The organism is Pseudomonas sp. GW821-FHT09H03, from assembly GCF_059415945.1.
Genome location: NZ_JBWKOF010000002.1, coordinates 170,177 through 194,077 on the forward strand (window position 1 = coordinate 170,177; position 23,901 = coordinate 194,077).

Here is a 23,901-nt window from a genome sequence, read left to right on the forward strand (position 1 = left end):
CGCATATCACTGCGGGTTGGCACGGGTGCTGGAAAGCAACGATTTCAGGTTGGCAGCCTTAGGCTTGACCAGCCAGAAACGGCGCAAGTAGTCATCGAGGTTTTCGGCGAGTTCACGACCCCACTCGCTGTCGGTTTCCGTGACGTACTCGTTCAGCACGTTTTGCAGGTGGCTGCGATAGGCTTCCATCGCCTCGCCGCTGATCCGCTGGATTTCCACCAGTTCGTGGTTTACCCGGTCAACGAAGGTGTTGTCCTGGTCGAGCACGTAGGCGAAACCGCCGGTCATGCCTGAGCCGAAGTTGTAACCGGTCTTGCCCAGGACGCAGACGAAACCACCGGTCATGTACTCGCAGCAGTGATCGCCAGTGCCTTCCACGACGGTATGGGCACCGGAGTTACGCACGGCGAAACGCTCGCCTGCGGTACCGGCGGCGAACAGCTTGCCACCGGTAGCGCCGTACAGGCAGGTGTTGCCGATGATGGCACTGTCCTGGGTCTTGTAGATGCTGCCTTTCGGCGGAACGATGACCAGCTTGCCGCCAGTCATGCCCTTGCCGACGTAGTCGTTGGCGTCGCCTTCCAGGTACATGTTCAGGCCGCCGGCATTCCACACACCGAAGCTCTGCCCGGCAGTGCCCTTGAAGCGGAAGGTGATTGGCGCGCTGGCCATCCCTTGGTTGCCGTGCTTGCGGGCGATATCACCGGAGATCCGCGCGCCGATGGAACGGTCGCAGTTGCAGATATCCAGGGCGAATTCGGCGCCGCTCTTGTCGTTGATTGCCGAGGTGGCCATGTCGACCATTTTCTCGGCCAGCAGGCCTTTGTCGAACGGCGGGTTGCGTTCCACGCCGCAGAACTGTGGCTTGTCCGCCGGCACGTGATCGCTGCCCAGCAACGGGGTCAGGTCCAGGTGATGCTGCTTGGCGGTCTGGCCTTCGAGGACTTCCAGCAGATCGGTACGGCCGATCAGCTCTTCGAGGGAACGAACGCCCAGCTTGGCCAGCCACTCACGGGTTTCTTCGGCGACGTAGGTGAAGAAGTTCACCACCATGTCGACGGTGCCGATGTAGTGATCCTTGCGCAGCTTCTCGTTCTGAGTCGCGACGCCGGTGGCACAGTTGTTCAGGTGGCAGATGCGCAGGTATTTGCAGCCCAGGGCGATCATTGGCGCGGTGCCAAAGCCGAAGCTTTCAGCGCCGAGGATGGCTGCCTTGATCACGTCGAGGCCGGTTTTCAAGCCGCCGTCGGTCTGTACCCGGACTTTGCCGCGCAGGTCGTTGCCGCGCAGGGTCTGGTGGGTTTCGGCCAGGCCGAGTTCCCACGGCGCGCCCGCGTATTTGATCGAGGTCAGCGGCGATGCGCCGGTGCCGCCGTCGTAGCCGGAGATGGTGATCAGGTCCGCATAGGCCTTGGCCACACCGGCGGCGATGGTGCCGACGCCCGCTTCTGCTACCAGCTTCACCGAGACCAGTGCCTTCGGGTTGACTTGTTTGAGGTCGAAAATCAGCTGCGACAAGTCTTCAATCGAGTAGATGTCGTGGTGCGGCGGTGGCGAAATCAGGGTCACGCCCGGCACTGCGTAACGCAGCTTGGCGATCAGACCGTTGACCTTGCCACCTGGCAGTTGACCGCCCTCGCCCGGCTTGGCGCCCTGGGCGACCTTGATCTGCAGCACTTCAGCGTTGACCAGGTATTCCGGAGTAACACCGAAACGGCCAGTCGCCACTTGTTTGATTTTCGAGCTCTTGATGGTGCCGTAGCGCGCCGGGTCTTCGCCGCCTTCACCGGAGTTGGAACGCGCACCGAGGCGGTTCATGGCTTCGGCCAGGGCTTCGTGAGCTTCCGGCGACAAGGCGCCCAGGGAGATACCAGCGGAGTCGAAGCGCTTGAGCACCGATTCCAGCGGTTCGATCTCGCTGATGTCCAATGGAGTGTCGAGGGTTTTGACTTTCAGCAGGTCGCGGATCATCGACACCGGGCGGTTGTCCACCAGCGACGTGTATTCCTTGAACTTGCTGTAGTCGCCCTGCTGCACAGCGGCTTGCAGGGTGTTGACCACGTCCGGGTTGTAGGCGTGATATTCGCCGCCGTGGACGAATTTCAGCAGGCCGCCTTGCTGGATCGGCTTGCGCGGGCTCCAGGCTTCGGTGGCCAGGGCTTTCTGCTCGGCTTCGATGTCGACGAAACGCGCGCCCTTGATACGGCTTGGCACACCACGGAAGCTCAGATTGCAGACTTCCTCGGACAGGCCGATTGCTTCGAACAGTTGTGCTCCGCGATAGGAGGTGATGGTCGAGATGCCCATCTTCGACAGGATCTTCAGCAGGCCCTTGGTGATGCCTTTACGGTAGTTCTTGAACACCTCGTAGAGGTCACCCAGTACTTCACCGGTACGGATCAGGTCGCCCAGCACTTCGTAGGCCAGGAACGGATAGACGGCAGAGGCGCCGAAACCGATCAACACGGCGAAGTGATGCGGATCGCGAGCGGTAGCGGTTTCCACCAGGATGTTGGAGTCGCAACGCAGGCCTTTTTCGGTCAGGCGGTGGTGCACCGCGCCGGTGGCCAGGGATGCGTGAATCGGCAACTTGCCCGGGGCAATGTGACGATCGCTCAGCACAACCTGGGTACGACCGGCGCGCACAGCTTCTTCAGCCTGATCGGCAACGTTGCGGATCGCCGCTTCAAGGCCGACGCTTTCGTCGTAGTTCAGATCGATGATCGCGCGCTCGAAGCCCGGACGATCGAGGTTCATCAGCGAGCGCCACTTGGCCGGGGAAATGACCGGCGAGCTGAGGATCACGCGCGAAGCGTGTTCCGGCGACTCCTGGAAGATGTTGCGCTCGGCACCGAGGCAGATCTCCAGCGACATGACGATGGCTTCACGCAGCGGGTCGATCGGCGGGTTGGTGACCTGCGCGAATTGCTGGCGGAAATAGTCGTACGGCGTGCGCACGCGCTGGGACAGCACGGCCATCGGCGTATCGTCGCCCATCGAGCCCACGGCTTCGTAGCCTTGCTCGCCGAGTGGACGCAGCACCTGGTCGCGCTCTTCGAACGTGACCTGATACATCTTCATGTATTGCTTGAGCTGATCGACGTCGTAGAACGCCGAACCGTGGTCGTTGTCTTCCATGGTTGCCTGGATGCGCAGGGCATTCTTGCGCAGCCATTGCTTGTACGGATGACGGGACTTCAAGCGGTTGTCGATCGCATCGGTGTCGAGGATCTGGCCGGTTTCTGTGTCCACGGCAAAGATCTGGCCCGGGCCGACACGCCCCTTGGCAATCACGTCTTCAGGCTGGTAGTTCCAGACACCGATTTCCGAGGCCAGGGTAATGAAGCCGTTCTTGGTGGTGACCCAACGCGCCGGACGCAGGCCGTTACGGTCGAGCAGGCACACCGCGTAGCGACCGTCGGTCATTACCACGCCGGCCGGACCGTCCCACGGTTCCATGTGCATCGAGTTGTACTCGTAGAACGCACGCAGATCCGGGTCCATGGTTTCGACGTTCTGCCACGCAGGCGGAATGATCATCCGCACGCCACGGAACAGGTCGATGCCACCGGTGACCATCAGCTCGAGCATGTTGTCCATGCTCGAAGAGTCGGAACCTACGCGGTTGACCAGCGGGCCGAGCTCTTCCAGGTCCATCAAATCGTTGGTGAACTTGGTGCGACGGGCCACGGCCCAGTTGCGGTTACCGGTGATGGTGTTGATCTCGCCGTTGTGCGCCAGGAAGCGGAACGGTTGAGCCAGCGGCCATTTCGGCAGGGTGTTGGTGGAGAAGCGCTGGTGGAACACGCAAATCGAGGTTTGCAGGCGCTCATCGCTCAGGTCTGGATAGAAGGCGGTCAAATCCGCCGGCATCATCAGGCCTTTGTAAATGATGGTCTTGTGCGAAAAGCTGCAGACGTAGTGGTCGCTATCGGCGGCGTTGGCGACCGAGGAGCGACGACGGGAGGTGAACAGCTTGACGGCCATGTCCTGATCGCTCAGGCCTTCACCGCCGATGTACACCTGCTCGATCTGCGGCAGGCGCTCAAGGGCCAGGCGGCCGAGGACGCTGGTGTCGATTGGCACTTTGCGCCAACCGACGAGCTGCAGGCCGGCGGCCAGGATCTCGCGGTTCATGTTCTCGCGAGCGGCTTCGGCTTTGACCGGGTCCTGGTTGAAGAAGACCATGCCCACGGCATATTGCTTGGGCAGTTCGACGCCGAAGGTTTCCTGGGCGATCGCTCGCAGGAACACGTCCGGCTTTTGAATCAGCAGACCGCAACCGTCACCGGTCTTGCCGTCGGCATTAATCCCACCGCGGTGGGTCATGCAGGTCAGGGCCTCGATGGCCGTTTGCAAAAGGGTATGACTGGGCTCGCCCTGCATATGGGCTATCAGGCCGAAACCGCAGTTATCCTTGAATTCATCTGGTTGGTACAGACCTGCTTTCATAGACACTTTCTCACCAGGCTGCCTCTTTTCGAGGCAAATTTCTTTTCAATTCAACCACTTACCATCCGCGCCGAACGTACGCCAGCTTTGCGGGGGCAAAAGGGAGGTCATTGTACACACCGACACTTGGCCTCACAAATTTGGCGACGAAATGTCGCAAATTCATGTCGCATTTGTGAAAGGTTTAAAGCGATCCGCTGTGCTAGTCAAAACTTTTTTAATTTTGACCGCTACGACTCAAAGACTACTGTGACGCAGACACCACAAGGCACGCAGCCTGAACGGTTGCGCGCACTTGTAGAAATTTTGAGGTGCTTGGAGAGGCGGCCTGGGTAAGGCCGCCGAATCTTCAGCGAGTTGTTGCCAGTTCCTGTTGGACGCTGGCGACAGTGCGAGGCCAAGGTTTACCAGCCTGAACCTTCGCTGGCAAGGCCTTGATGGCGGAAACGGCCGCATCACGATTGGCAAAACTGCCATAGGTGATCACGTAGAGCGGCTTGCCATTGAGGACTTTCTTGAAATAACGGTACTCGCCGCCCTGCTCCTTGACGAAGCTCTGGGCGGCCGATTCGGAACTGGTACCGAGGATCTGCACCACGTAATTGCCCGGAGCCTGACCGGCGTACCAGGTGCCACCCGCAGCCTTGGCCGCAGGAGCCGGTTTCTCGGCAGGCTTGGCAGCTGCTGCGGCGACGGCTGGCTTGGCCGGGGCTGGAGCTGGCTTGGCGGCAGGAACCGGCGCCGGTTTGGCGGTAGCTACCTGAGCAGGTGCTGGCGTCGGTTTGGCAGCAGGTGTTGGCGCCGGGCCAGCCGGCACGCCCGAAGGCGGCGCAGTGGTGGTTACAGTCGGCGGTGTTTCGCTGGAGCCTTCGAGCGGCACGCCGTCGTCGCCCTCGGTGATGCCACCGGCCGCTTCGGCCAATGGACCGCGCATGACCGGTTGCGAGTTGCCGACCAATGGCAATGGCATTGGCTGGGTGTTGCCGGCGAATTCAACGGCGGGAGCACCACCATTGGCCTGCGATTGCCCCTCCCCCAATGGCAGTTGCGCTTGCTCATTGGCCGGAGCCCCCGTGGTCGGTGCCTTGTTGCGACCTGGAATCAACCAGGCGGCAGCTACCGCGACCACGACGACGGCGGAAATCGCCAATACGTGTTTCTTCGGCATATTGAACCCCATTCTTGGACGCTTGACCGCTGAGCGGCTGGCAATCATGGCTTCGATCATTGCATCACGGGCGACCTGATTGATGTTGCCAGGCCAGCCTTCGGAGCTTTCGTGAATATCAGAGATCTGATCCGCGGTAAAAAGTTCGATACCCCGGCCGGCGCCTTCAAGCCGCTGGTCCAGGTATTCGCGTGTTTCTTCTTCGCTGTAAGGTTGCAATTCAATGACGTGGAAGCGCTCTTCCTCAAGGTGCAAAGCATCAAGCTGAGCGATCAGCGATGATTCACCGAACAGGAATACGTGCGGGCGACCTTCCGGTGCACCGGCAGCCAGGGCCATCAAAGCCTCAAGCGCGGACTCGTCGAGTTGCTCAGCATCGTCCACCAGCAGATAGACTTCCTGCCCGGTGAGTGCCAGTTGCACCACTTGGGCCAGAATCGCGCCCACATCGGCCTGAGCGACGTCCAGGGCCTGGGCCACCTGACGCAGTACACCCGCCGCATCGCCGGCACCCCGGGCGGATACCACCACGCTTTGCACCGACTGTTTGTTGGTGCTCGCCACCAGGGCCTGACGCAACAAGGTCTTGCCGCTACCTTGGGGGCCGGTGACCACCAGCAGCAGCTGGCTATAGCGCGCCAGGTGATGTAACTGCCCCAACACCGGTTTGCGCTGGGCCGGGAAAAATTTGAAGCCAGGCACCCGTGGAGCAAATGGGTCATGACTCAACTGGTAATGGCCGAGGAAAGCCTCGTCGGCATGCAAACTAGTCATTGTGTTCTTATTAACCTTTCAGCTGAGCCAGAGCGCGGTAATCCGCCCCCAGCGTGGCCTGTAGAACCTCTTTCGGATAATCGTCGGTCACCACCGCTTCGCCCATGTGGCGCAGCAGCACCAGGCGCAAACGACCGTCGATCACTTTTTTATCTATTGCCATGTGCTCGAGAAAATCGGCTTCAGTCATCTCTTCTGGCGGAACGACCGGCAGGCCGGCTCGCTGGAACAGGCGAATACCGCGATCGCGCTCCTGTTCGGTGATCCAGCCGAGGCGCGCGGACATTTCCAGCGCCATTACAGTGCCGGTAGCCACCGCTTCCCCATGGAGCCACACACCATACCCCATGTGGGTTTCAATCGCGTGGCCGAAGGTATGCCCCAGGTTCAACGTGGCACGAACACCGGTCTCTTTCTCGTCGGCGCCGACCACGGCAGCCTTGGCCGCACAGGAACGCTCGATGGCGTAGGTCAGCGCCTGTTGATCCAGATTGCGCAGCCGATCGACGTTTTCTTCAAGCCAGGTCAGGAACGGCTCATCACAGATCAGCCCATACTTGATGACTTCGGCTAGCCCGGCGGACAGTTCGCGGGCCGGAAGGGTATTGAGGCTGGCGGTATCGATCAGCACCACGTTCGGCTGATAGAAGGCGCCGACCATGTTCTTGCCCAGCGGATGGTTGATCCCGGTCTTGCCGCCCACCGAAGAGTCGACCTGCGACAGCAGGGTGGTCGGCACCTGGATGAAATCGACACCGCGCTGATAGCAGGCGGCCGCAAAACCGGCCATATCGCCGATCACACCGCCACCCAGGGCGATCACCGTGGTGCGGCGGTCATGCCGGGCGGTCAACAGACCGTCGAAAATCAGTTGCAGGGTTTCCCAGGTCTTGAAGGCCTCGCCGTCGGGCAACACCACGGAAATCACCGAGAACTGCGCCAGGCTGCGAGTCAGACGCTCGAGATAGAGCGGCGCGACAGTCTCGTTGGAGATGATGGCTACTTGCCGACCGCGAATGTGCGGGGCCAGCAGCTCAGGCTGATCCAACAAACCTTCGCCAATATGAATCGGGTAGCTGCGCTCGCCTAGATCGACCTTGAGTGTCTGCATGTGTCCCCACAGTGAAGATGAATCAGGCGTCCTGCCTTGAGTTAACGAATATCCACGGCCTCTGCTGGTCTGACGCCGTTCCGGAGCCTTGCGCCACAGTCTTGAGCGACCATGGCAGGACGCCGAGGATAGCGCATTTCGTCCGGCGCTTTAACGGGGCGGCAGATGCTGCAAGCGTTCAAGGATGTCGAGCACGACCATTCGCGGCGGTCGCTCATCGGTTTCGACCACCAGGTCGGCAATTTCCCGATAGAGCGGATCGCGGATCGCCAACAGATCCCGAAGGGTCTTGGCCGGGTCGGCGGTACGTAACAGGGGCCGGTTGCGATCGCGAGAGGTGCGACCGACCTGCTGCTCAACAGACGCGTGCAGATAAACCACTCGCCCACCGGCATGCAGCGCCCGGCGATTGGCTTCGCGCATCACCGCGCCACCGCCCGTCGCCAGCACCACGCCATCGTAGTCGCACAGCTCGGCAATCATTGCCTGCTCGCGGTCCCGAAAGCCCGGTTCGCCTTCTTTATCGAAGATCCATGGGATATTGGCGCCCGTGCGCAATTCAATTTCCTTATCGGAATCTTTGAACGGCAGGCGCAGCTCTTTGGCCAGCAACCGGCCGATGGTGCTTTTGCCAGCGCCCATCGGTCCAACAAGAATCAAATTTCGCACAGAATCAATGACTCACAGCAATCGCCTGATTATTCATGATACGCGGAGTGAGGAATACCAACAGCTCGGATTTTTTCTCCGAAACCACATCACGCCGGAAAAGGCGGCCAAGATACGGCACATCGCCAAGAAATGGCACCTTATCTACGACCTTGCTTTGAGTATTTGAGAAAACGCCGCCAATTACGATGGTCTCGCCATCCGTGACCAGCACCTTGGCGTTCACTTCGTTTTTCTTGATCGGCGGTACATCCTGCACCTTGTTCAGGTAGTCCGGCTCGTCCTTGGTGACTTTGACCTCCATGATGATCCGATTGTCAGGAGTGATCTGCGGGGTCACTTCCAGAGACAGCGATGCCTCCTTGAACGACACCGAGGTAGCGCCACTGGAACTGGCTTCCTGATAGGGAATTTCGGTGCCCTTGAGGATTTTGGCGGTCTCCTTGTCGGACGTGACCACCTTGGGCTGCGAGACGATTTCCCCGTTGCCGGTCTTCTCCATGGCCGACAACTCCAGATCCAGCAAGACATTGTCGGTGATGAAGGCAATGCCGATTCCCGATGTATTGTTTACAACCCCCATATCGACGAACGGTGAATTGGTGCTGGTGCTGCCTGGTGTTCCGAGGATCGATGAGGCATCGTCGCCGCCATTTTTTATTCCCGACGCGTTCCAGTTACCCCTGTTGCGGATCGAGCCACCCCAGCGCACGCCCAGGCTTTTGTCGTAGTCGACATTAGCCTCGACGATCCGCGCCTCGATCATGACCTGGCGCACCGGAATATCCAGTTGTGCCACGATCTGGCGCAACTCCTCGAGCCGATCCTGGGTCTGGTAGGCAATGATATTGTTGGTCCGCTCATCAACGGTGATCGAACCCCGCTCATCGGCTTTCACTTCGGCGCTGGTCACCGACTGGAACAGCTTGGCGATATCGGCTGCCTTGGCGTAGTTGACTTGCAACAACTCGCGGCGCAGCGGCGCGAGATCTTCGATCTGCCTCTGCGATTCCAGTTCTTGCCGCTCGCGGGCGGCGATTTCATCGGCTGGTGCAACCAGCAGGACATTACCGACCTGGCGTTTATCCAGACCTTTGGTTTTCAGTACCAGATCCAGCGCCTGATCCCAGGGCACATTGTGCAAGCGCAAGGTTATACCGCCCTGGACGGTATCGCTGGCCACCAGATTCAGGTTGGTGAAATCTGCGATCAGTTGCAGTACTGAACGCACATCGATGTCCTGGAAGTTCAGCGAGAGCTTTTCCCCGCTGTAGGCATTGCGGTCGGCATTACGCTTGCGCAGGTCGTCGGCGGTCTTCGGACGGACGCTAACCGTGAGTTTGTTATCGGTCTGATAGGTCGAGTATTCGTACGGTCCACCAGGCTCAATACTGATGGTGGCCCGATCGCCGGTCGCGCTGGCGCTGACGAACTGCACCGGTGTAGCGAAGTCTTTCACGTCCAGGCGTACGCGCAATCGCTCGGGCAATCCAGTCCTGGCGAAGCCGAGGATGATCTTGCCCCCGCGCTCCTGGACCTCCGGCACGATCGACGGATCCGACAGGTCGATGAGCACATTGCCCTCACCTTGGGGGCCACGCTGGAAATCAACACCACCAATAGCCTTGCCTGCCGACAGACTGGCCCGGGGCGGGGCCGGCGTTACAGTGGCCACCTGCCCTGCCTGCGCCCCCTGCGCAGCCGGTCCGACCACCACGAAGAGATCGTAGCCCTCTACCCGCGCGCTGTACGCTGCGCGCCGGGTCAGATTGATGATCAGCCGCGTGCGGTCTGCAGCCTCCACCACCGTGGCGCTGCGGGCATTGCCGTTACCCAGGTCGCGGGTCTTGCTGGTCAGCCGGCTGACGACACCGGGCAAGTCCAGGGCAATACGTGCCGGCGAGTCTGTGGTGTAACCCCGAGGCGTGGGAGGCGGCTGGTCGAACGACAATTTCAGCTCGACGCGATCTCCCGGCAGTGCGGCGACGTCCAGCGCCGTGAGGCTGGATGCGCAGACCATCGGCGACAACAACGCTATCCATAGCGAACGGCCGATGGCGGTGAAAATCCTGTTCATTTTTCGAGTTCCACTATGAGTGCTGTTTCAAAGGGAGAATCCGGGGGCGTTCCAGCCAGGCACCTTCACCGTCGGGGATAATTTCCACCACATCGACTTGCGAGCCGCTGATCGCGATTATTCGCCCGTCATTACGCCCCAGGTAATCGCCGACTTTCAGCCGATGCACGCCACCAGCCCCGCGCAGCAGCGCAAAAGATCCGGTTGCATTGGAGATTGTGCCGACCATTTCAAACTGCTCGATATTGAAACCTTCGAGGTATTGCTTGTCCCGATAGGGGTCGGGACTGACGGCGCGCGAGCCGTGGTCACCAACTGCCGAATCGAGTCTGACCTGCTGCGAAAACGGACTGCGCAGATTCGCCGCGCTGTAGGTGAATGTCGGGTAAGACCGGAATGTCGGCGTTGGTTCAATTTTGCCGGGGGCTCGCTGGCGCATTTCGCTCATGTACGCGTCAACGTCACTGAAGTCATTACCGGCGTCACAAGCGGCGAGCACAGCCGACAACACCGCGACCGATAAACAACGTGCAGGGCTCATTGATGCAGCCCCTGGTCGTTGTAGCGGTAAGTCCTGGCCAGGATATTCATGCGCAACTTCGGACCAGCATCCGGATTGACCGGCACCAGGTCGAAGTCATGCAGGGTCACGATCCGCGGCAAACCACTCACGCCACTGACGAACCTGGCCAGGTCGTGATAGGCGCCGGTGACGGTGATCTGGATTGGCAGTTCGATGTAGAACGGCTGGGAAATCTCCGGCAGCAGTTTGATCTCTTCAAACTCCAGGCCGCTGCCCAGACCGGTACGCGTGATGTCCTCCAGCAGGCCAGGCACTTCAGTGTCACTGGGTAGTTGCCCCAGCAGCACGTTGAAAGAACTCTGCATTTCTTTCAGTTGCTGCGTGTAGAGCTCCATACTCGCTGCCACTTGGGTTTTGGCGGCGAATCGCTCCATTAGCAGGAGCTCCTCCTCATGCTTGAGATTGAGTTGGCTCTCAAGTTCACGGGTAGAAAAATTGTAGCCCGCCGCAACCACCACAATCATGACCAGGACGGCCACCAGGAACTTGATGACTGGTGGCCAGGAACCCATGTTGCTGGTATCCAGGTCGTTGATGTCGATCCTGCGCAGTCCTTCGACCCATTCAGACGGACTCATTGCCCGTCCTCCGCTGCCGCAGGCTGAGTCTGGCGAACGCTCAGTTGAAAAACGTTAGCCTGCCCCATCTGACCGGCGGTGGTCGTTTTGACTTCGGTAAGGCTCGGCGCGCCGAACCAGTCCGAAGCCTCCAGATTGCGCATCAGGTCCGACACACGATTGTTCGATTGCGCCACGCCAGTGATGAACAGGTTGCGGCCGGTCATTTCCACTTCAGTGAAATACACGCCATCGGGCAAGGTGCGCGCCAACTGGTCGAATATCCGCCCGCTGATCTGTCGGTTAACTTGCAGGTCCTGGATGATGCGCATGCGCTCGAGCAGTTGCTGGCGGCGATCCCTGAGGTCATCGACCTGTTTGATGCGCTCCTCGACCACAGTAATCTGCCCACCGATGTAATCATTGCGCGCGACTTGTCGGTCAATGGCGGCGCTGACAACCTGGTTAGCGATCAAAACCGCCCCTGCCGAACCCACCAGCACGGCCAGAAGAATCAGCAGAAACTGTTTACGCCGGACTTCCCGCTGCTCGTCGCGCCAGGGTAAAAGATTGATCCGCGCCATTCAGTCGAAACTCCGCATGGCCAGCCCGCAGGCAATCAGAAGTGCCGGCATGTCACTCACCAGAGCCGCCTTGCTGACCTTGCCGGACAGGGACATGCCCAGAAACGGGTTTGCCACCTGCGTCGCAGTGCCCAATCGCTGTTCTATCAATTGATCCAGCCCCGGGACCGACGCCGTCCCGCCCGCCAACAGAATGTGGTCGACCGAGTTGTACTGACCGCAAGCGAAGAACTGCTGCAGCGAACGCGACACTTGCTGTACCAGCAGCTCACAGAACGGCTGCAACACCTCGCTGACGTAATCGTTCGGCAACCCGCCATTCTTCTTTGCCAGCCCCGCCTGCTCCATTGTCAGGCCATAACGGCGCTGGATGTCTTCCGTCAGCTGGCGGCCACCGAACAACTGCTCGCGTGTGTAGATAGTCCGCCCGCCGCGCAACACGCTCAGGGTGGTCATCGTCGCGCCAATGTCCATCACCGCTACCGTCACGGGCTCCCGGGCAGCCTCCAGCCGGCGGGAAAGCAACTCATATGAACGCTCCAGCGCATAAGCCTCCACGTCGACCACACGGGCGGTCAGACCGGCAAGCGCCAGCGCGGCTTCACGGACTTCGACGTTTTCCTTGCGGCAGGCGGCGAGCAGTACGTCGACGCGCCCGGGATTACGGGCCGAGAGACCCTGGACCTCAAAGTCGATCGCCACTTCATCCAGCGGATAGGGAATGTACTGATCTGCCTCGACCTTCAGCTGGCGGTCCATCTCGTCGTCACCAAGGCCGGCATCCATCTCGATGGTTTTGGTGATCACCGCCGAGCCCGCCACCGCCACTGCCGCCTTCTTGAGGCTGGTTCTGGCCTTGAGCAGCGCACGCGTAAGGGCCTGCGCCACCGCATCGACCTCGACAATGTTTTTCTCGATGACGGCACCGACAGGCAGTGACTCCACCGCGTAGGCTTCGACCCGGTAATGCTCCCCCTGGCGACTGAGCTCCAGAAGCTTGACCGAGGTGGAGCTGATGTCGATTCCCAAAAGCGTATTGGTCTTTTTGTTGAAGAGTCCTGGCACTACAAATTCCCTATGACTTTCCGTGAGTTACGGACTGTGCAATATCCATTGCGTTCAAACCGCCCGTCTTGACACCAGTGCAAATGACGCTCTCGACGGAAAAATGCTTATAATGCCCAGCGTTTTTTTCCGCTTTTTGCTCGAGCGCGGGACGTTCTCCTTGTTTGCCCGAACCCTGCTGCCCAATTCATTCTTTGCCCTGGATATCCAAAAGCCTTGATTCGTCTGCTGAAGTTTTTCGGTTGGTCCATCGTCGCGGTTTTCTGCGGACTCCTCTTGGGTCTGAGCGGGGCGTTTCTCTACCTTAGCCCTGGTTTGCCATCGGTGGAGGCGCTGCGAAGCATCCAGTTGCAGATCCCTTTGCGGGTGTACAGCAGCGATAACAAGTTGATTGCAGAGTTTGGCGAAATGCGCCGAACCCCGATCCGTTTCGCCGACATTCCCCCCAATTTCATTAATGCGTTACTAAGTGCTGAAGACGACAATTTCGCCAACCACTACGGCGTAGACCCCAGCAGCCTGATGCGTGCCGCCACCCAACTGGTAAAAAGCGGACACATCCAGTCCGGCGGCAGCACCATCACCATGCAGGTGGCGAAGAACTTCTTCCTGACCAGCGAACGCAGCTTCTCGCGCAAAACCACTGAAATCCTTCTGGCCCTGCAGATCGAACGACAGCTGACCAAGGACGAAATCCTTGAGCTGTACGTCAACAAGATCTATCTGGGCAACCGTGCCTACGGTATCGAGGCAGCGGCGCAGGTCTATTACGGCAAGTCGATCCGCGACGTCAGCCTGGCGCAGATGGCGATGATTGCCGGCCTGCCCAAGGCGCCGTCGCGCTTCAACCCGCTGGCCAATCCGGCGCGCAGCAAGGAGCGTCGCGACTGGATCCTGGGGCGCATGTACAAGCTCGGAAAAATCAGCGAAGCCGACTACACCACCGCGATCAACGAACCATTGAACGCCAGTTATCACGTGCCGACACCGGAAGTGAACGCACCTTACATCGCCGAAATGGCGCGGGCCGAAATGGTCGGCCGGTACGGCAGCGACGCATATACCGAAGGCTTTCGCGTCACCACCACGGTACCGAGTGATCTGCAGGAGCTGGCCAACACCGCAGTCCATGAAGGCTTGATGACCTATGACCAGCGCCACGGCTATCGCGGCCCCGAGTCACGCCTGCCGGGCAAGACCCGTGAAGCCTGGGCCACCGAACTGACCAAGCAACGCACCATCAGCAGCCTGGAACCGGCCATCGTCACCCAGGTCGACAAGAACGGCCTGCAAGTACTGACCCGTGGCGGTGAGGGACATGTCAGCTGGGACACCATGAAATGGGCCCGCCCGTTCCTTAACACCAACAGCATGGGCCCCAATCCGAAGCAGCCTGCGGATGTGGCCCAGGTCGGCGACCTGATTCGCGTGCAGCGCCAGGCGGACAACTCGCTGAAATTCAGCCAGATCCCGCAAGCCCAGGGCGCGCTGGTTTCCCTGGACCCGCAGAACGGCGCCATACGCTCACTGGTCGGCGGCTTCGCCTTCGAGCAGAGCAATTACAACCGCGCAATGCAGGCCAAGCGCCAACCGGGTTCGAGCTTCAAGCCGTTTGTGTACAGCGCTGCGCTGGATAGTGGCTATACCGCCTCCAGCCTGGTGAACGATGCCCCGATCGTATTTGTCGACGAGTACCTGGACAAGGTCTGGCGTCCGAAGAACGACACCAACACCTTCCTCGGCCCGATCCGTCTGCGCGAAGCGTTGTACAAGTCGCGCAACCTGGTATCGATCCGCCTGTTGCAGGCGATGGGCGTTGGCAAAACCATCGACTACATCACTCGCTTTGGCTTCAACAAGCAGGACCTGCCGCCCAACCTGTCCCTGGCGCTGGGCACCGCTACCCTGACGCCCATGGAAATCGCCACCGGCTGGAGCACCTTCGCCAACGGCGGCTACAAGATCACCCCGTACATCATCGACAAGATCGAAAGCCGCAATGGCGACACGCTGTTCGTCGCCAACCCGCCAAGCGTGCCTCAGGGCGGCACCATCAGCGACGGCATCGCCGTACCGGCCGCTGAAGCGTTTACCGTCAATGCGACCCCGGCCGAAACCCCGGGCACTACGCCAGCGCCACAAACACCGGCGGTGGCCGAACGTATCGTCGATGGGCGCACCACTTACATCCTCAACAGCATGCTCGAGGACGTGATCAAGCGCGGCACCGGTCGACGCGCTTTGGCCTTGGGTCGCAGCGACCTCGCCGGCAAGACAGGTACCACCAACGAATCCAAGGACGCCTGGTTCTCCGGGTATAACGCCGATTACGTCACCACCGTGTGGACCGGCTTCGATCAGCCCGAGAGCCTGGGCCGCAAGGAATTCGGCGGTACAGTCGCGCTGCCGATCTGGATGAGCTACATGGGTGCGGCCCTCAAAGACAAGCCGCCACACACCCAGCCGGAACCGGAGGGCATTCTAAGCCTGCGCGTAGACCCGATCAGCGGCCGTGCCGCCACTCCAGGCACGCCAGGTGCGTACTTCGAGCTGTTCAAGGCCGAAGACACCCCGCCGTCAGCCGACGAACTGGGCAACGGCAATCTTCCTGGCAGCCCGCTGCCGGCTGACGAAGCTGCGCCGATCGACTTGTTCTGATCATGTAGCGCAATGCAAAAGCCCCGGCTCGTGAGAGTCGGGGCTTTTTATTGTCAATGGGTTATGTGCTGACTGGACTGGCCCTATCGCTAGCAGGCTAGCTCCCACAGAGGATCGCATTTCAAGGTGGGAGCTAGCCTGCTGGCGATGCGGCCGTCACTCTAGACACAAAACTTTCAGGCACAAAAAAGCCCCGACTCTCACGAGCCGGGGCTTTTTGTTGAAGCGCTACAACGACTTAGCCGTTGAACACATCATCCACGCTTTTGAGCGGGTAGTTCTTCGGATACGGCAGGGTCGCCACGCCGGTTTCGATCGCAGCCTTGGCCACAGCGTCGGAGATCAGGGTGATCAGACGGGCATCCATTGGTTTTGGAATGATGTACTCACGACCGAATTCCAGCTTGATGCCGCCGTAGGCGTCGCACACTTCCTGAGGCACTGGCAGCTTGGCCAGTTCGCGCAGGGCATTGGCAGCAGCCACTTTCATTTCTTCGTTGATGCGCTTGGCGCGAACGTCCAGGGCACCACGGAAGATGAACGGGAAGCCCAGTACGTTGTTGACCTGGTTCGGGTAGTCCGAACGGCCGGTAGCCATGATCACGTCGTTACGCGTGGCGTGGGCCAGTTCCGGGGAGATTTCCGGATCCGGGTTGGAGCACGCGAACACGATCGGGTTGGCCGCCATCGACAGCAGGCCCTCAGGGCTCAGCAGGTTCGGGCCGGACAGGCCGACGAATACGTCCGCGCCTTGCAGTGCGTCAGCCAGGGTGCGCTTGTCAGTCGCGTGAGCGAACACGGCCTTGTACTGGTTCAGGTCGTCACGGCCGGAATGGATCACGCCGGTACGGTCAACCATGTAGATGTTTTCGATGTTGGCGCCCATGCTCACCAGCAATTTCATGCAGGAGATAGCGGCGGCGCCGGCGCCCAGGCAAACGATCTTGGCTTGCGCCAGGGTTTTGCCGGCGATTTCCAGGGCGTTGATCATGCCTGCGGCGGTCACGATGGCGGTGCCGTGCTGGTCATCGTGGAATACCGGAATGTCGCACTGCTCGATCAGGGTGCGCTCGATCTCAAAGCACTCAGGCGCCTTGATGTCTTCCAGGTTGATGCCGCCGAAGGTGATGGAGATGCGCTTGACGGTGTCGATGAAGGCTTGCGGGCTTTCGGAGTCGACTTCGATGTCGAAAACATCAATGCCGGCGAAGCGTTTGAACAGTACGCCTTTGCCTTCCATTACTGGCTTGGAGGCCAATGGGCCGAGGTTACCCAGGCCGAGAATCGCGGTGCCATCGGAAATAACTGCGACCAGGTTGCCTTTGCCGGTGTACTTGTAGGCCAGTTCAGGATCGCGGGCGATCTCGCGCACTGGTTCGGCTACGCCCGGGCTGTAGGCCAGCGACAGGTCGCGGGCGGTAGCAGTGGCCTTGGTGAGCTCGACACTCAGCTTCCCTGGACGAGGATTGGCATGATATTCGAGAGCGGCAGTTTTCAGATCAGACATTTTGGCATTCCGCTTTTTACTGTGGGACAGACTGGTCAGCGAGGATACGCGCCTCGCAAAGTCCCCACAAGACTGACCGGTCACCCCTGTCAAGCGCCCTGCTCTACGACTTTGGCCCAAGAGCCACGGAACACAAGGGATACAGTGTTCACAATCGAAATAAAAAATGTCTACAATTTTTTATCATTGCGTTGCCTGAAGCATCGCCGGGTCGGTCAATTGCAACATCCAGCGCGCCTGCCCTTCCTTTCGCCCTCCACGTCGCGAACGGTCCAGCACCCAGCCGCGAGCCTCGACTTGCCTGCCTTTCAACCCTTCCAGAGATTTTTCATCGAACCGCGCCAGCCAATTGGGGGCAACGTGCAATACAACTGAATCCTGCAACTCGATCCAAAACCCGCCGCGATTGCGTTGAACCTTGCTCACACGACCGCTGAGCACGGCAAAGCCGGGAGCGTTGATCTGATCCGCTTTCAGCACAGGTGACTGGCGCCACACGCCGAGCCCGGCCTGACGGGCGCTGCGTTCCGCCTCTTGCTGACAGAAGACCAGATCGACATTCGGTGCGACCGCGACGTGAAAACCCAGGCCCTCGGCGAGCATTTGCGCTTCGAAGTTGGCTCCATCGGCACCGTAGACATGGGCCAGGGTACGGCCGTAGTGATCTTTGCTTTCTTTACCGGGCAACAATTGGACCCGTCCATCGCTCGCCGCCACCAGCGCTTCGAGGCGTTTGCGCGCGGCCACGGCGAAGGGTTCGTCGCTACGCCCCTTTTTGCCCAGCTCCGGGGTATTCAAGCCGATCAAGCGCACGCTGCGGCCATCGTTCAGGCGCAAGGTGTCGCCGTCTATCACGCGTTCTACCGCGACCGAGGTCAGGCCGATGGGCGCCGGACAGAAGGCCTGGGCCGTTGATAGCCAAATCGCGGACATAAAAAAGGCGCCCACCAGGGACGCCTTTTTCATCAGCAAGGAAAAACCGTAACGGCTTCCCAAGTTGATCGGCCTTAGGCCTTTTTCGCACCGAATGCACCGAAACGGTCGGCGAAGCGCTGAACGCGGCCGCCAGTGTCCAGAGTCTTCTGCTTACCGGTGTAGAACGGGTGGCATTCGTTGCAAACGTCGATCGCCAGGGCTTTGCCGAAGGTCGAACGGGTTTCGAACTTGTTGCCGCAGCTGCAGGTAACAGCAACTGCTGGGTATTCTGGATGGATATCAGCTTTCATGGTGTCTTCCTCGGGCTAGCGTGCCGCCACCCAACACTATTGTTGAATACCGCACGTAATTAGGCCGCGGATTCTACCAGACAATGCCAATCACGCAAGCTGTCCCTCAAACCGGTCGTCTGCTAGGCTCCCGACCAAATCGCCGTCCCTGTGGGAGCGGGCTTGCTCGCGAAAGCGGTGTGTCAGACGACTTGAATGCTGACTGACACTCCGTCTTCGCGAGCAAGCCCGCTCCCACAGGTCATAGCTCTGCTGTTTGTTCCGCCTATCGAGATCCCCGCGTGCCCGACGCCATTTTGCGCCTCGCCCTGCCTTCGCCTCTGCGCCGCCTGTTCGACTATCGCGCGCCGGCCGGGGTGCTGCGCGCCCAGTTGCACCCCGGCATGCGCCTGCGAGTGCCGTTCGGTCGACGGGAAATGATCGGAATCCTGGTGGAAGTCACCGACACCAGTGAAGTACCCGCAGAAAAACTCAAGCCGGCCCTGGCCCTGCTCGACACCACGCCGCCGCTGCCACCGGCGCTGTTCAAACTGTGCCTGTGGACCTCGCAGTATTATCAGCACAGCCTTGGCGACACCCTGAGCTGGGCGTTGCCGGTGCTGCTGCGTCAGGGCGAACTGGCTGAAGCACGCCAGGAGCGCTTCTGGTCCGCCGCACCCGGCGCCAGCCTCGATGACCCGCGCATCGCCCGCGCCCCGCGCCAGCGCGAAGCCCTGGCGACACTCGCGCAGCATCCCCACGGCGTCGCCCATCAGTTACTGAGCAAATTGATGCTGAGCAAGGACAGCCTCGATCTGCTGCTGGCCAAAGATCTGGTGCAGGTCGAAATTCGCCGGCACGCCCCTGGTGCTCGCCACGAACACTGGCTGGCGCAACCGGAGCTGCCGCTCAACCCCGAACAGCAGGCCGCGTATGAAGCGATTCGCGCCGGCTTCGACAGCTATCACGCCTTCCTGCTGGCCGGCGTCACCGGCAGCGGCAAGACCGAAGTGTATTTGCAGCTGATCCGCGAAACCCTGGAAGCCGGTAAACAGGCCTTGGTGCTGATCCCGGAAATCAACCTAGGGCCGCAGACCCTGGCGCGCTTCGAACAACGCTTCAATGCACGCATCGCCCTGATCCACTCGGCGGTCAATGATCGCGAGCGCCTCGAGGCCTGGCTTGCCGCCCGGGACGGCGAGGCCGACATCATCATCGGCACCCGCTCGGCGCTGTTCACGCCAATGAAGAACCCCGGGCTGATCATCATCGACGAAGAGCACGATGGCTCTTATAAGCAGCAGGAAGGCCTGCGTTATCACGCCCGTGACCTTGCACTGGTCAGAGCGCGGCAGGAAAACATTCCGATTGTCCTCGGGTCCGCCACACCCTCGCTGGAAAGCCTGCACAACGCCTACACCGGTCGCTATGGGCTGTTACGGCTGAACGAACGTGCCGGTGGCGCCAAGCAGCCGCGATTCCTGCGCCTGGACGTAAAAAGTCGCCCGCTGGACAGCGGCATTTCCGGGCCGATGCAACAGGCCATCGGCCAGACCCTTGCTGCCGGTCAGCAAGTTCTGGTTTTCCTCAACCGCCGGGGCTTTGCGCCAACCCTGCTGTGTCATGACTGCGGCTGGATGTCCGAATGCCAGCGCTGCGACGCGCGCATGACCGTGCATCAACGTTACGGGGAACTGCGTTGTCACCATTGCGGCTACGTCGAACGCGTGCCGCGCCAGTGCCCTAAATGCAACAAGGTCGACTTGCGCCCGGTAGGTGCCGGCACTGAACGGGCCGAAGAGCGCCTGGCGATTCTGTTCCCGGATTATCCGGTGCTGCGGGTAGACCGCGATAGCACGTCGCGCAAGGACGCAATGAACCAGTTGTTCGCGACCATTCAGAAAGGCCAGCCGTGCATTCTGATCGGCACGCAAATGCTTGCCAAAGGACACCACTTTCCACGGGTAACGCTGGTCTCGATCCTCGACGCTGATGGCGGCTTGTTCTCCGGTGATTTCCGCGCCAGCGAGCGCATGGCGCAGCTGATCGTCCAGGTCGCGGGCCGTGCTGGCCGCGCCGAAGAGCCCGGCAAGGTGATCATCCAGACCCACCTGGCTGATCACCCGTTGCTGGTGCAATTGACCGAGCAAGGCTATTTCGCCTTTGCCGAGCAGGCCTTGAGTGAACGTCGTGCGGCGGGCCTGCCACCGTTTGCGCACCTGGCGCTGCTGCGGGCCGAAGCGCATAAACCGGGGCAGGCGGAAGGATTTCTTGATGAGGCGTGCAGCGAAGCCGAACGTTTGCTGGCCGAACAGAACCTGACCGGAATTGAACTGCTGGGGCCGGTGCCGGCGCCGATGGAACGCCGGGCCGGGCGATATCGGGCGCAACTATTGTTGCAGGCCACGGCTCGGGCGCCGTTGCATCGGTTGCTGGCCAGTTGGTTGCTGGTGCTGGAGCAGATGCCGAGCGGACGGGCGGTGCGTTGGTCCCTGGATGTCGATCCCGTGGATCTGTATTGATTGGCGGATCGCTTTCGCGAGCAAGCCCGCTCCCACAGGACCCGCGGCGTTCACATGTTCTGCGTCATATCACCACCCTTGTGGGAGCGGGCTTGCTCGCAAAAGCGGTCTATTTGTCACCACACATCCATAAGCAGCCTGCTAAGGTTGGCAAGCCCGTCTTCGCAACGGATAATGCCCAGTTTTTCCACCAGCGCACGATGCGCCGCCGCGCCAGCGGTCGAAAGAGAAGACCATGAAAGACACCATTCGCCAGCTGATCCAACAAGCCATCACCCAACTCGTCAACGAAGGTGTGTTGCCTGAAGGCCTGTCGCCGGCGATCCAGGTGGAAAACTCTCGTGACAAGAAGAACGGCGACTTCGCCAGCAACATCGCGATGATGCTGGCCAAGCCTGCGGGCATGAAGCCACGCGACCTGGCCGAGAAAATCATCGCCGCGCTGCCGGCAGACGAAAACGTCAGCAAGACCGAAATCGCAGGTCCCGGCTTCCTGAACTTCTTCCAGAACACCCAGGCCCTGGCTTCGCGCCTGGACGCGGCCCTGGCCGACGAGCGCATTGGTGTGCGCAAGGCCGCTGCGGTGCAGCGTACGGTGGTTGACCTGTCGGCACCGAACCTGGCCAAAGAAATGCACGTCGGCCACTTGCGCTCGACCATCATCGGCGACGGCGTGGCACGTGTCCTGGAATTCCTCGGCGACGAAGTGATCCGTCAGAACCACGTCGGCGACTGGGGCACCCAGTTCGGCATGCTGATGGCCTACCTGCAGGAAAACCCGATCACCAGCGACGAACTGTCGGACCTGGAAAACTTCTACCGTGCCGCCAAGCAACGCTTCGACGAATCCGAAGAGTTCGCCGACCGCGCCCGTGGCCTGGTGGTCAAGCTGCAGGCCGGCGATGCCGACTGCCTGGCCCTGTGGACCAAGTTCAAGGACATCTCGCTGTCCCACTGCCAGAAGATCTACGAACTGCTCAACGTCAAACTGACCATGGCCGACGTGATGGGCGAAAGCGCCTACAACGACGACCTGATCAACGTGGTCAATGACCTCAAGGCCGCCGGCATGCTGGTCGAGAGTAACGGCGCCCAATGCGTGTTCCTTGACGAATTCAAAAATGCCGATGGCGACCCGCTGCCTGTCATCATCGTCAAGGCCGATGGCGGCTACCTGTACGCCACCACCGACCTGGCCGCCGTGCGCTACCGCAGCGGCAAGCTCAAGGCTGATCGCGCGCTGTATTTCGTCGACCAGCGTCAGGCCCTGCACTTCCAGCAAGTGTTCGCCGTGGCGCGCAAGGCCGGCTTCGTGACCCATCCGATGGAAATGGAACACATGGGCTTCGGCACCATGAACGGCGCTGACGGCCGTCCATTCAAGACCCGTGACGGCGGCACCGTGAAGCTGATCGACCTGCTGACCGAAGCCCAGGAGCGCGCCTACACCCTGGTGAAGGACAAGAACCCGGAGCTGGCCGAGGCCGACCTGCGCAACATCGCCAAGGTCGTGGGCATCGGTGCGGTGAAATACGCCGACCTGTCCAAGCACCGCACCAGCGACTACAGCTTCAACTTCGATCTGATGCTGAACTTCGAAGGCAATACCGCGCCGTATCTGCTGTATGCCTACACCCGCGTGGCTGGCGTATTCCGCAAACTCGGCAAGGAATTCAGCGAAGTCGAAGGCCAGATCGTTCTGGAGGCGCCGCACGAGCATGAACTGGCAGCGAAACTCGCGCAGTTTGGCGAAGTGCTGAACAATGTGTCGGAAAAAGGCACGCCGCACACCCTCTGCACCTACCTGTACGATGTCGCCGGCCTGTTCTCCAGTTTCTACGAGAACTGCCCGATCCTCGCCGCCGACACCCCGGCACAAATGCAGAGCCGCCTGCGCCTCGCCGCGCTGACCGGCCGCACTCTCAAGCAAGGCCTGGAACTCTTGGGCCTGGAAACTCTGGAGCGTATGTAAGTTGGCTGCCAAGAAAAAACCTGCACCCAAGCGTGGCGCCAGCCGTTACCAAGCTCCAGCAAAGCAGCCGATCCCGGGCTGGCTGTGGATGGCCATCGGCCTGACGGTCGGCGCGTTCATCGTGTTCCTGATGAAGCTGGAGCCCGGCAAAGGCAGTGACACGGTCAAACGCGAAAAGGTCGAGCAACAGCAGAAAGCCAAGATCGCCGAGGCCAACAAGACGCCGCCGAGCCCGACGCAACCGGTGAAGCCGAAGTACGACTTCTACACCTTGCTGCCGGAATCGGAAGTCATCGTGCCGCCGGACGCCGTGCCGGAAAAAACCCTGCCGACGCCACAAGTGCCGGCGATTCCGACGACGCCGGTTACCCCGGCGGAAGCGGCGAAGATCGATACCGCCCGCGCGCAGGCAGCCCTGGCCGGTATCACGCCGCCGCCAGCGCCGCCGGTCAAGGCTGCGCCGGTGACCAGGTTCTTCCTGCAGGCGGGCTCGTTCCGCAAAGAGGCTGACGCAGACAAGGTTCGTGCGCAGATCATCCTGCTCGGCCAGGCTGTGGCGGTCGAGTCCGGCACCGTGAAAGACGAAACCTGGTATCGCGTTCTGGTCGGTCCGTTCAGCAACCGCGAACAACTGACCACAGCCCAGAAGCAACTGGCCGGCGCCGGGTTCAGCAATCTGTTGTTACAACAACGCCAGAACCGCTGAATAGAGCTCGCCCCCAAACCTTGTAGTGAGGGGGCTTAAGCACCCCACCGCCCCTGTGGTGAGGGGCTTAAGCATCCCCAAACCTCTGTGGCGAGGGGGCTTGCCCCCGCTGGGGTGCGAAGCGCCCCCAAAACCCCTGTGGCGAGGGGGCTTGCCCCCGCTGGGGTGCGAAGCGCCCCCAAAACCCCTGTGGCGAGGGGGCTTGCCCCCGTTGGGGTGCGAAGCGCCCCCAAAACCCCTGTGGCGAGGGGGCTTGCCCCCGCTGGGGTGCGAAGCGCCCCCAAAACCCCT

Annotated in this window: 16 protein-coding genes; 4 read left to right on the plus strand and 12 right to left on the minus strand. The window is 60.6% G+C overall.

Annotated features, from left to right (window positions below):
* Positions 1–6: 6 nt before the first annotated feature.
* The 9 genes from gltB to AC07OG_RS03480 all read right to left on the minus strand — a co-directional run bounded on the left by gltB (position 7) and on the right by AC07OG_RS03480 (position 13,040).
* Positions 7–4,452, minus strand: a complete 4,446-nt coding sequence (gene gltB / locus AC07OG_RS03440; protein WP_495066224.1) for a glutamate synthase large subunit — start codon at positions 4,450–4,452, stop codon at positions 7–9.
* A 349-nt stretch (positions 4,453–4,801) separates the two neighbouring features.
* The gene (locus AC07OG_RS03445; protein ID WP_495066225.1) at positions 4,802–6,394 is read right to left on the minus strand and encodes an AAA family ATPase; all 1,593 of its coding nucleotides are present in this window, start codon (positions 6,392–6,394) and stop codon (positions 4,802–4,804) included.
* A gap of 10 nt (positions 6,395–6,404) precedes the next feature.
* Positions 6,405–7,505 (minus strand): 3-dehydroquinate synthase, encoded by a 1,101-nt coding sequence (aroB, locus tag AC07OG_RS03450; protein WP_495066226.1) that lies wholly within the window; start codon positions 7,503–7,505, stop codon positions 6,405–6,407.
* 150 nt (positions 7,506–7,655) lie between these two features.
* Positions 7,656–8,174 (minus strand): shikimate kinase AroK, encoded by a 519-nt coding sequence (aroK, locus tag AC07OG_RS03455; RefSeq protein ID WP_060542625.1) that lies wholly within the window; start codon positions 8,172–8,174, stop codon positions 7,656–7,658.
* 4 nt (positions 8,175–8,178) lie between these two features.
* On the minus strand, positions 8,179–10,251 hold the full coding sequence (locus AC07OG_RS03460; RefSeq protein WP_495066227.1) for a type IV pilus secretin PilQ: 2,073 nt from the start codon (positions 10,249–10,251) through the stop codon (positions 8,179–8,181).
* A 13-nt stretch (positions 10,252–10,264) separates the two neighbouring features.
* On the minus strand, positions 10,265–10,792 hold the full coding sequence (locus AC07OG_RS03465; protein WP_495066228.1) for a pilus assembly protein PilP: 528 nt from the start codon (positions 10,790–10,792) through the stop codon (positions 10,265–10,267).
* A complete protein-coding gene (locus AC07OG_RS03470; RefSeq protein WP_495066229.1) occupies positions 10,789–11,412 on the minus strand; it encodes a type IV pilus inner membrane component PilO in 624 nt (207 codons plus the stop codon). The genes AC07OG_RS03465 and AC07OG_RS03470 overlap by 4 nt, the downstream gene beginning before the upstream one ends.
* Positions 11,409–11,975, minus strand: a complete 567-nt coding sequence (locus tag AC07OG_RS03475; RefSeq protein ID WP_495066230.1) for a PilN domain-containing protein — start codon at positions 11,973–11,975, stop codon at positions 11,409–11,411. Before AC07OG_RS03475 ends, AC07OG_RS03470 begins: the two co-directional genes overlap by 4 nt.
* Positions 11,976–13,040, minus strand: coding sequence for a pilus assembly protein PilM (locus AC07OG_RS03480; protein ID WP_495066231.1), 1,065 nt, complete (start codon positions 13,038–13,040; stop codon positions 11,976–11,978).
* A gap of 219 nt (positions 13,041–13,259) precedes the next feature.
* Here AC07OG_RS03480 and AC07OG_RS03485 point away from each other — a divergent pair, with 219 nt between their 5' ends.
* On the plus strand, positions 13,260–15,698 hold the full coding sequence (locus AC07OG_RS03485; RefSeq protein ID WP_371318067.1) for a penicillin-binding protein 1A: 2,439 nt from the start codon (positions 13,260–13,262) through the stop codon (positions 15,696–15,698).
* Between the two features lie 238 nt (positions 15,699–15,936).
* On the opposite strand, the gene AC07OG_RS03490 is transcribed toward AC07OG_RS03485, so the two are convergent.
* The 3 genes from AC07OG_RS03490 to rpmE all read right to left on the minus strand — a co-directional run bounded on the left by AC07OG_RS03490 (position 15,937) and on the right by rpmE (position 18,431).
* Complete coding sequence (locus AC07OG_RS03490; RefSeq protein ID WP_060542618.1) at positions 15,937–17,205, minus strand: malic enzyme-like NAD(P)-binding protein; 1,269 nt, start codon at positions 17,203–17,205, stop codon at positions 15,937–15,939.
* Positions 17,206–17,388: 183 nt separating this feature from the next.
* Positions 17,389–18,177: a thermonuclease family protein gene (locus AC07OG_RS03495; RefSeq protein WP_495066358.1), complete on the minus strand. Its 789-nt coding sequence runs from the start codon at positions 18,175–18,177 to the stop codon at positions 17,389–17,391.
* A gap of 35 nt (positions 18,178–18,212) precedes the next feature.
* Positions 18,213–18,431: a 50S ribosomal protein L31 gene (gene rpmE / locus AC07OG_RS03500; protein ID WP_008047849.1), complete on the minus strand. Its 219-nt coding sequence runs from the start codon at positions 18,429–18,431 to the stop codon at positions 18,213–18,215.
* Positions 18,432–18,712: 281 nt separating this feature from the next.
* Between rpmE and AC07OG_RS03505 the strand changes: the two genes are divergently transcribed.
* The 3 genes from AC07OG_RS03505 (at position 18,713) to AC07OG_RS03515 (ending at position 23,610) form a co-directional block, all read left to right on the plus strand.
* Positions 18,713–20,932, plus strand: coding sequence for a primosomal protein N' (locus tag AC07OG_RS03505; protein WP_495066232.1), 2,220 nt, complete (start codon positions 18,713–18,715; stop codon positions 20,930–20,932).
* Positions 20,933–21,167: 235 nt separating this feature from the next.
* The gene (argS, locus tag AC07OG_RS03510) at positions 21,168–22,904 is read left to right on the plus strand and encodes an arginine--tRNA ligase (protein ID WP_495066233.1); all 1,737 of its coding nucleotides are present in this window, start codon (positions 21,168–21,170) and stop codon (positions 22,902–22,904) included.
* 1 nt (position 22,905) lies between these two features.
* Positions 22,906–23,610 (plus strand): SPOR domain-containing protein, encoded by a 705-nt coding sequence (locus AC07OG_RS03515; RefSeq protein WP_060542615.1) that lies wholly within the window; start codon positions 22,906–22,908, stop codon positions 23,608–23,610.
* Positions 23,611–23,901: the final 291 nt, after the last annotated feature.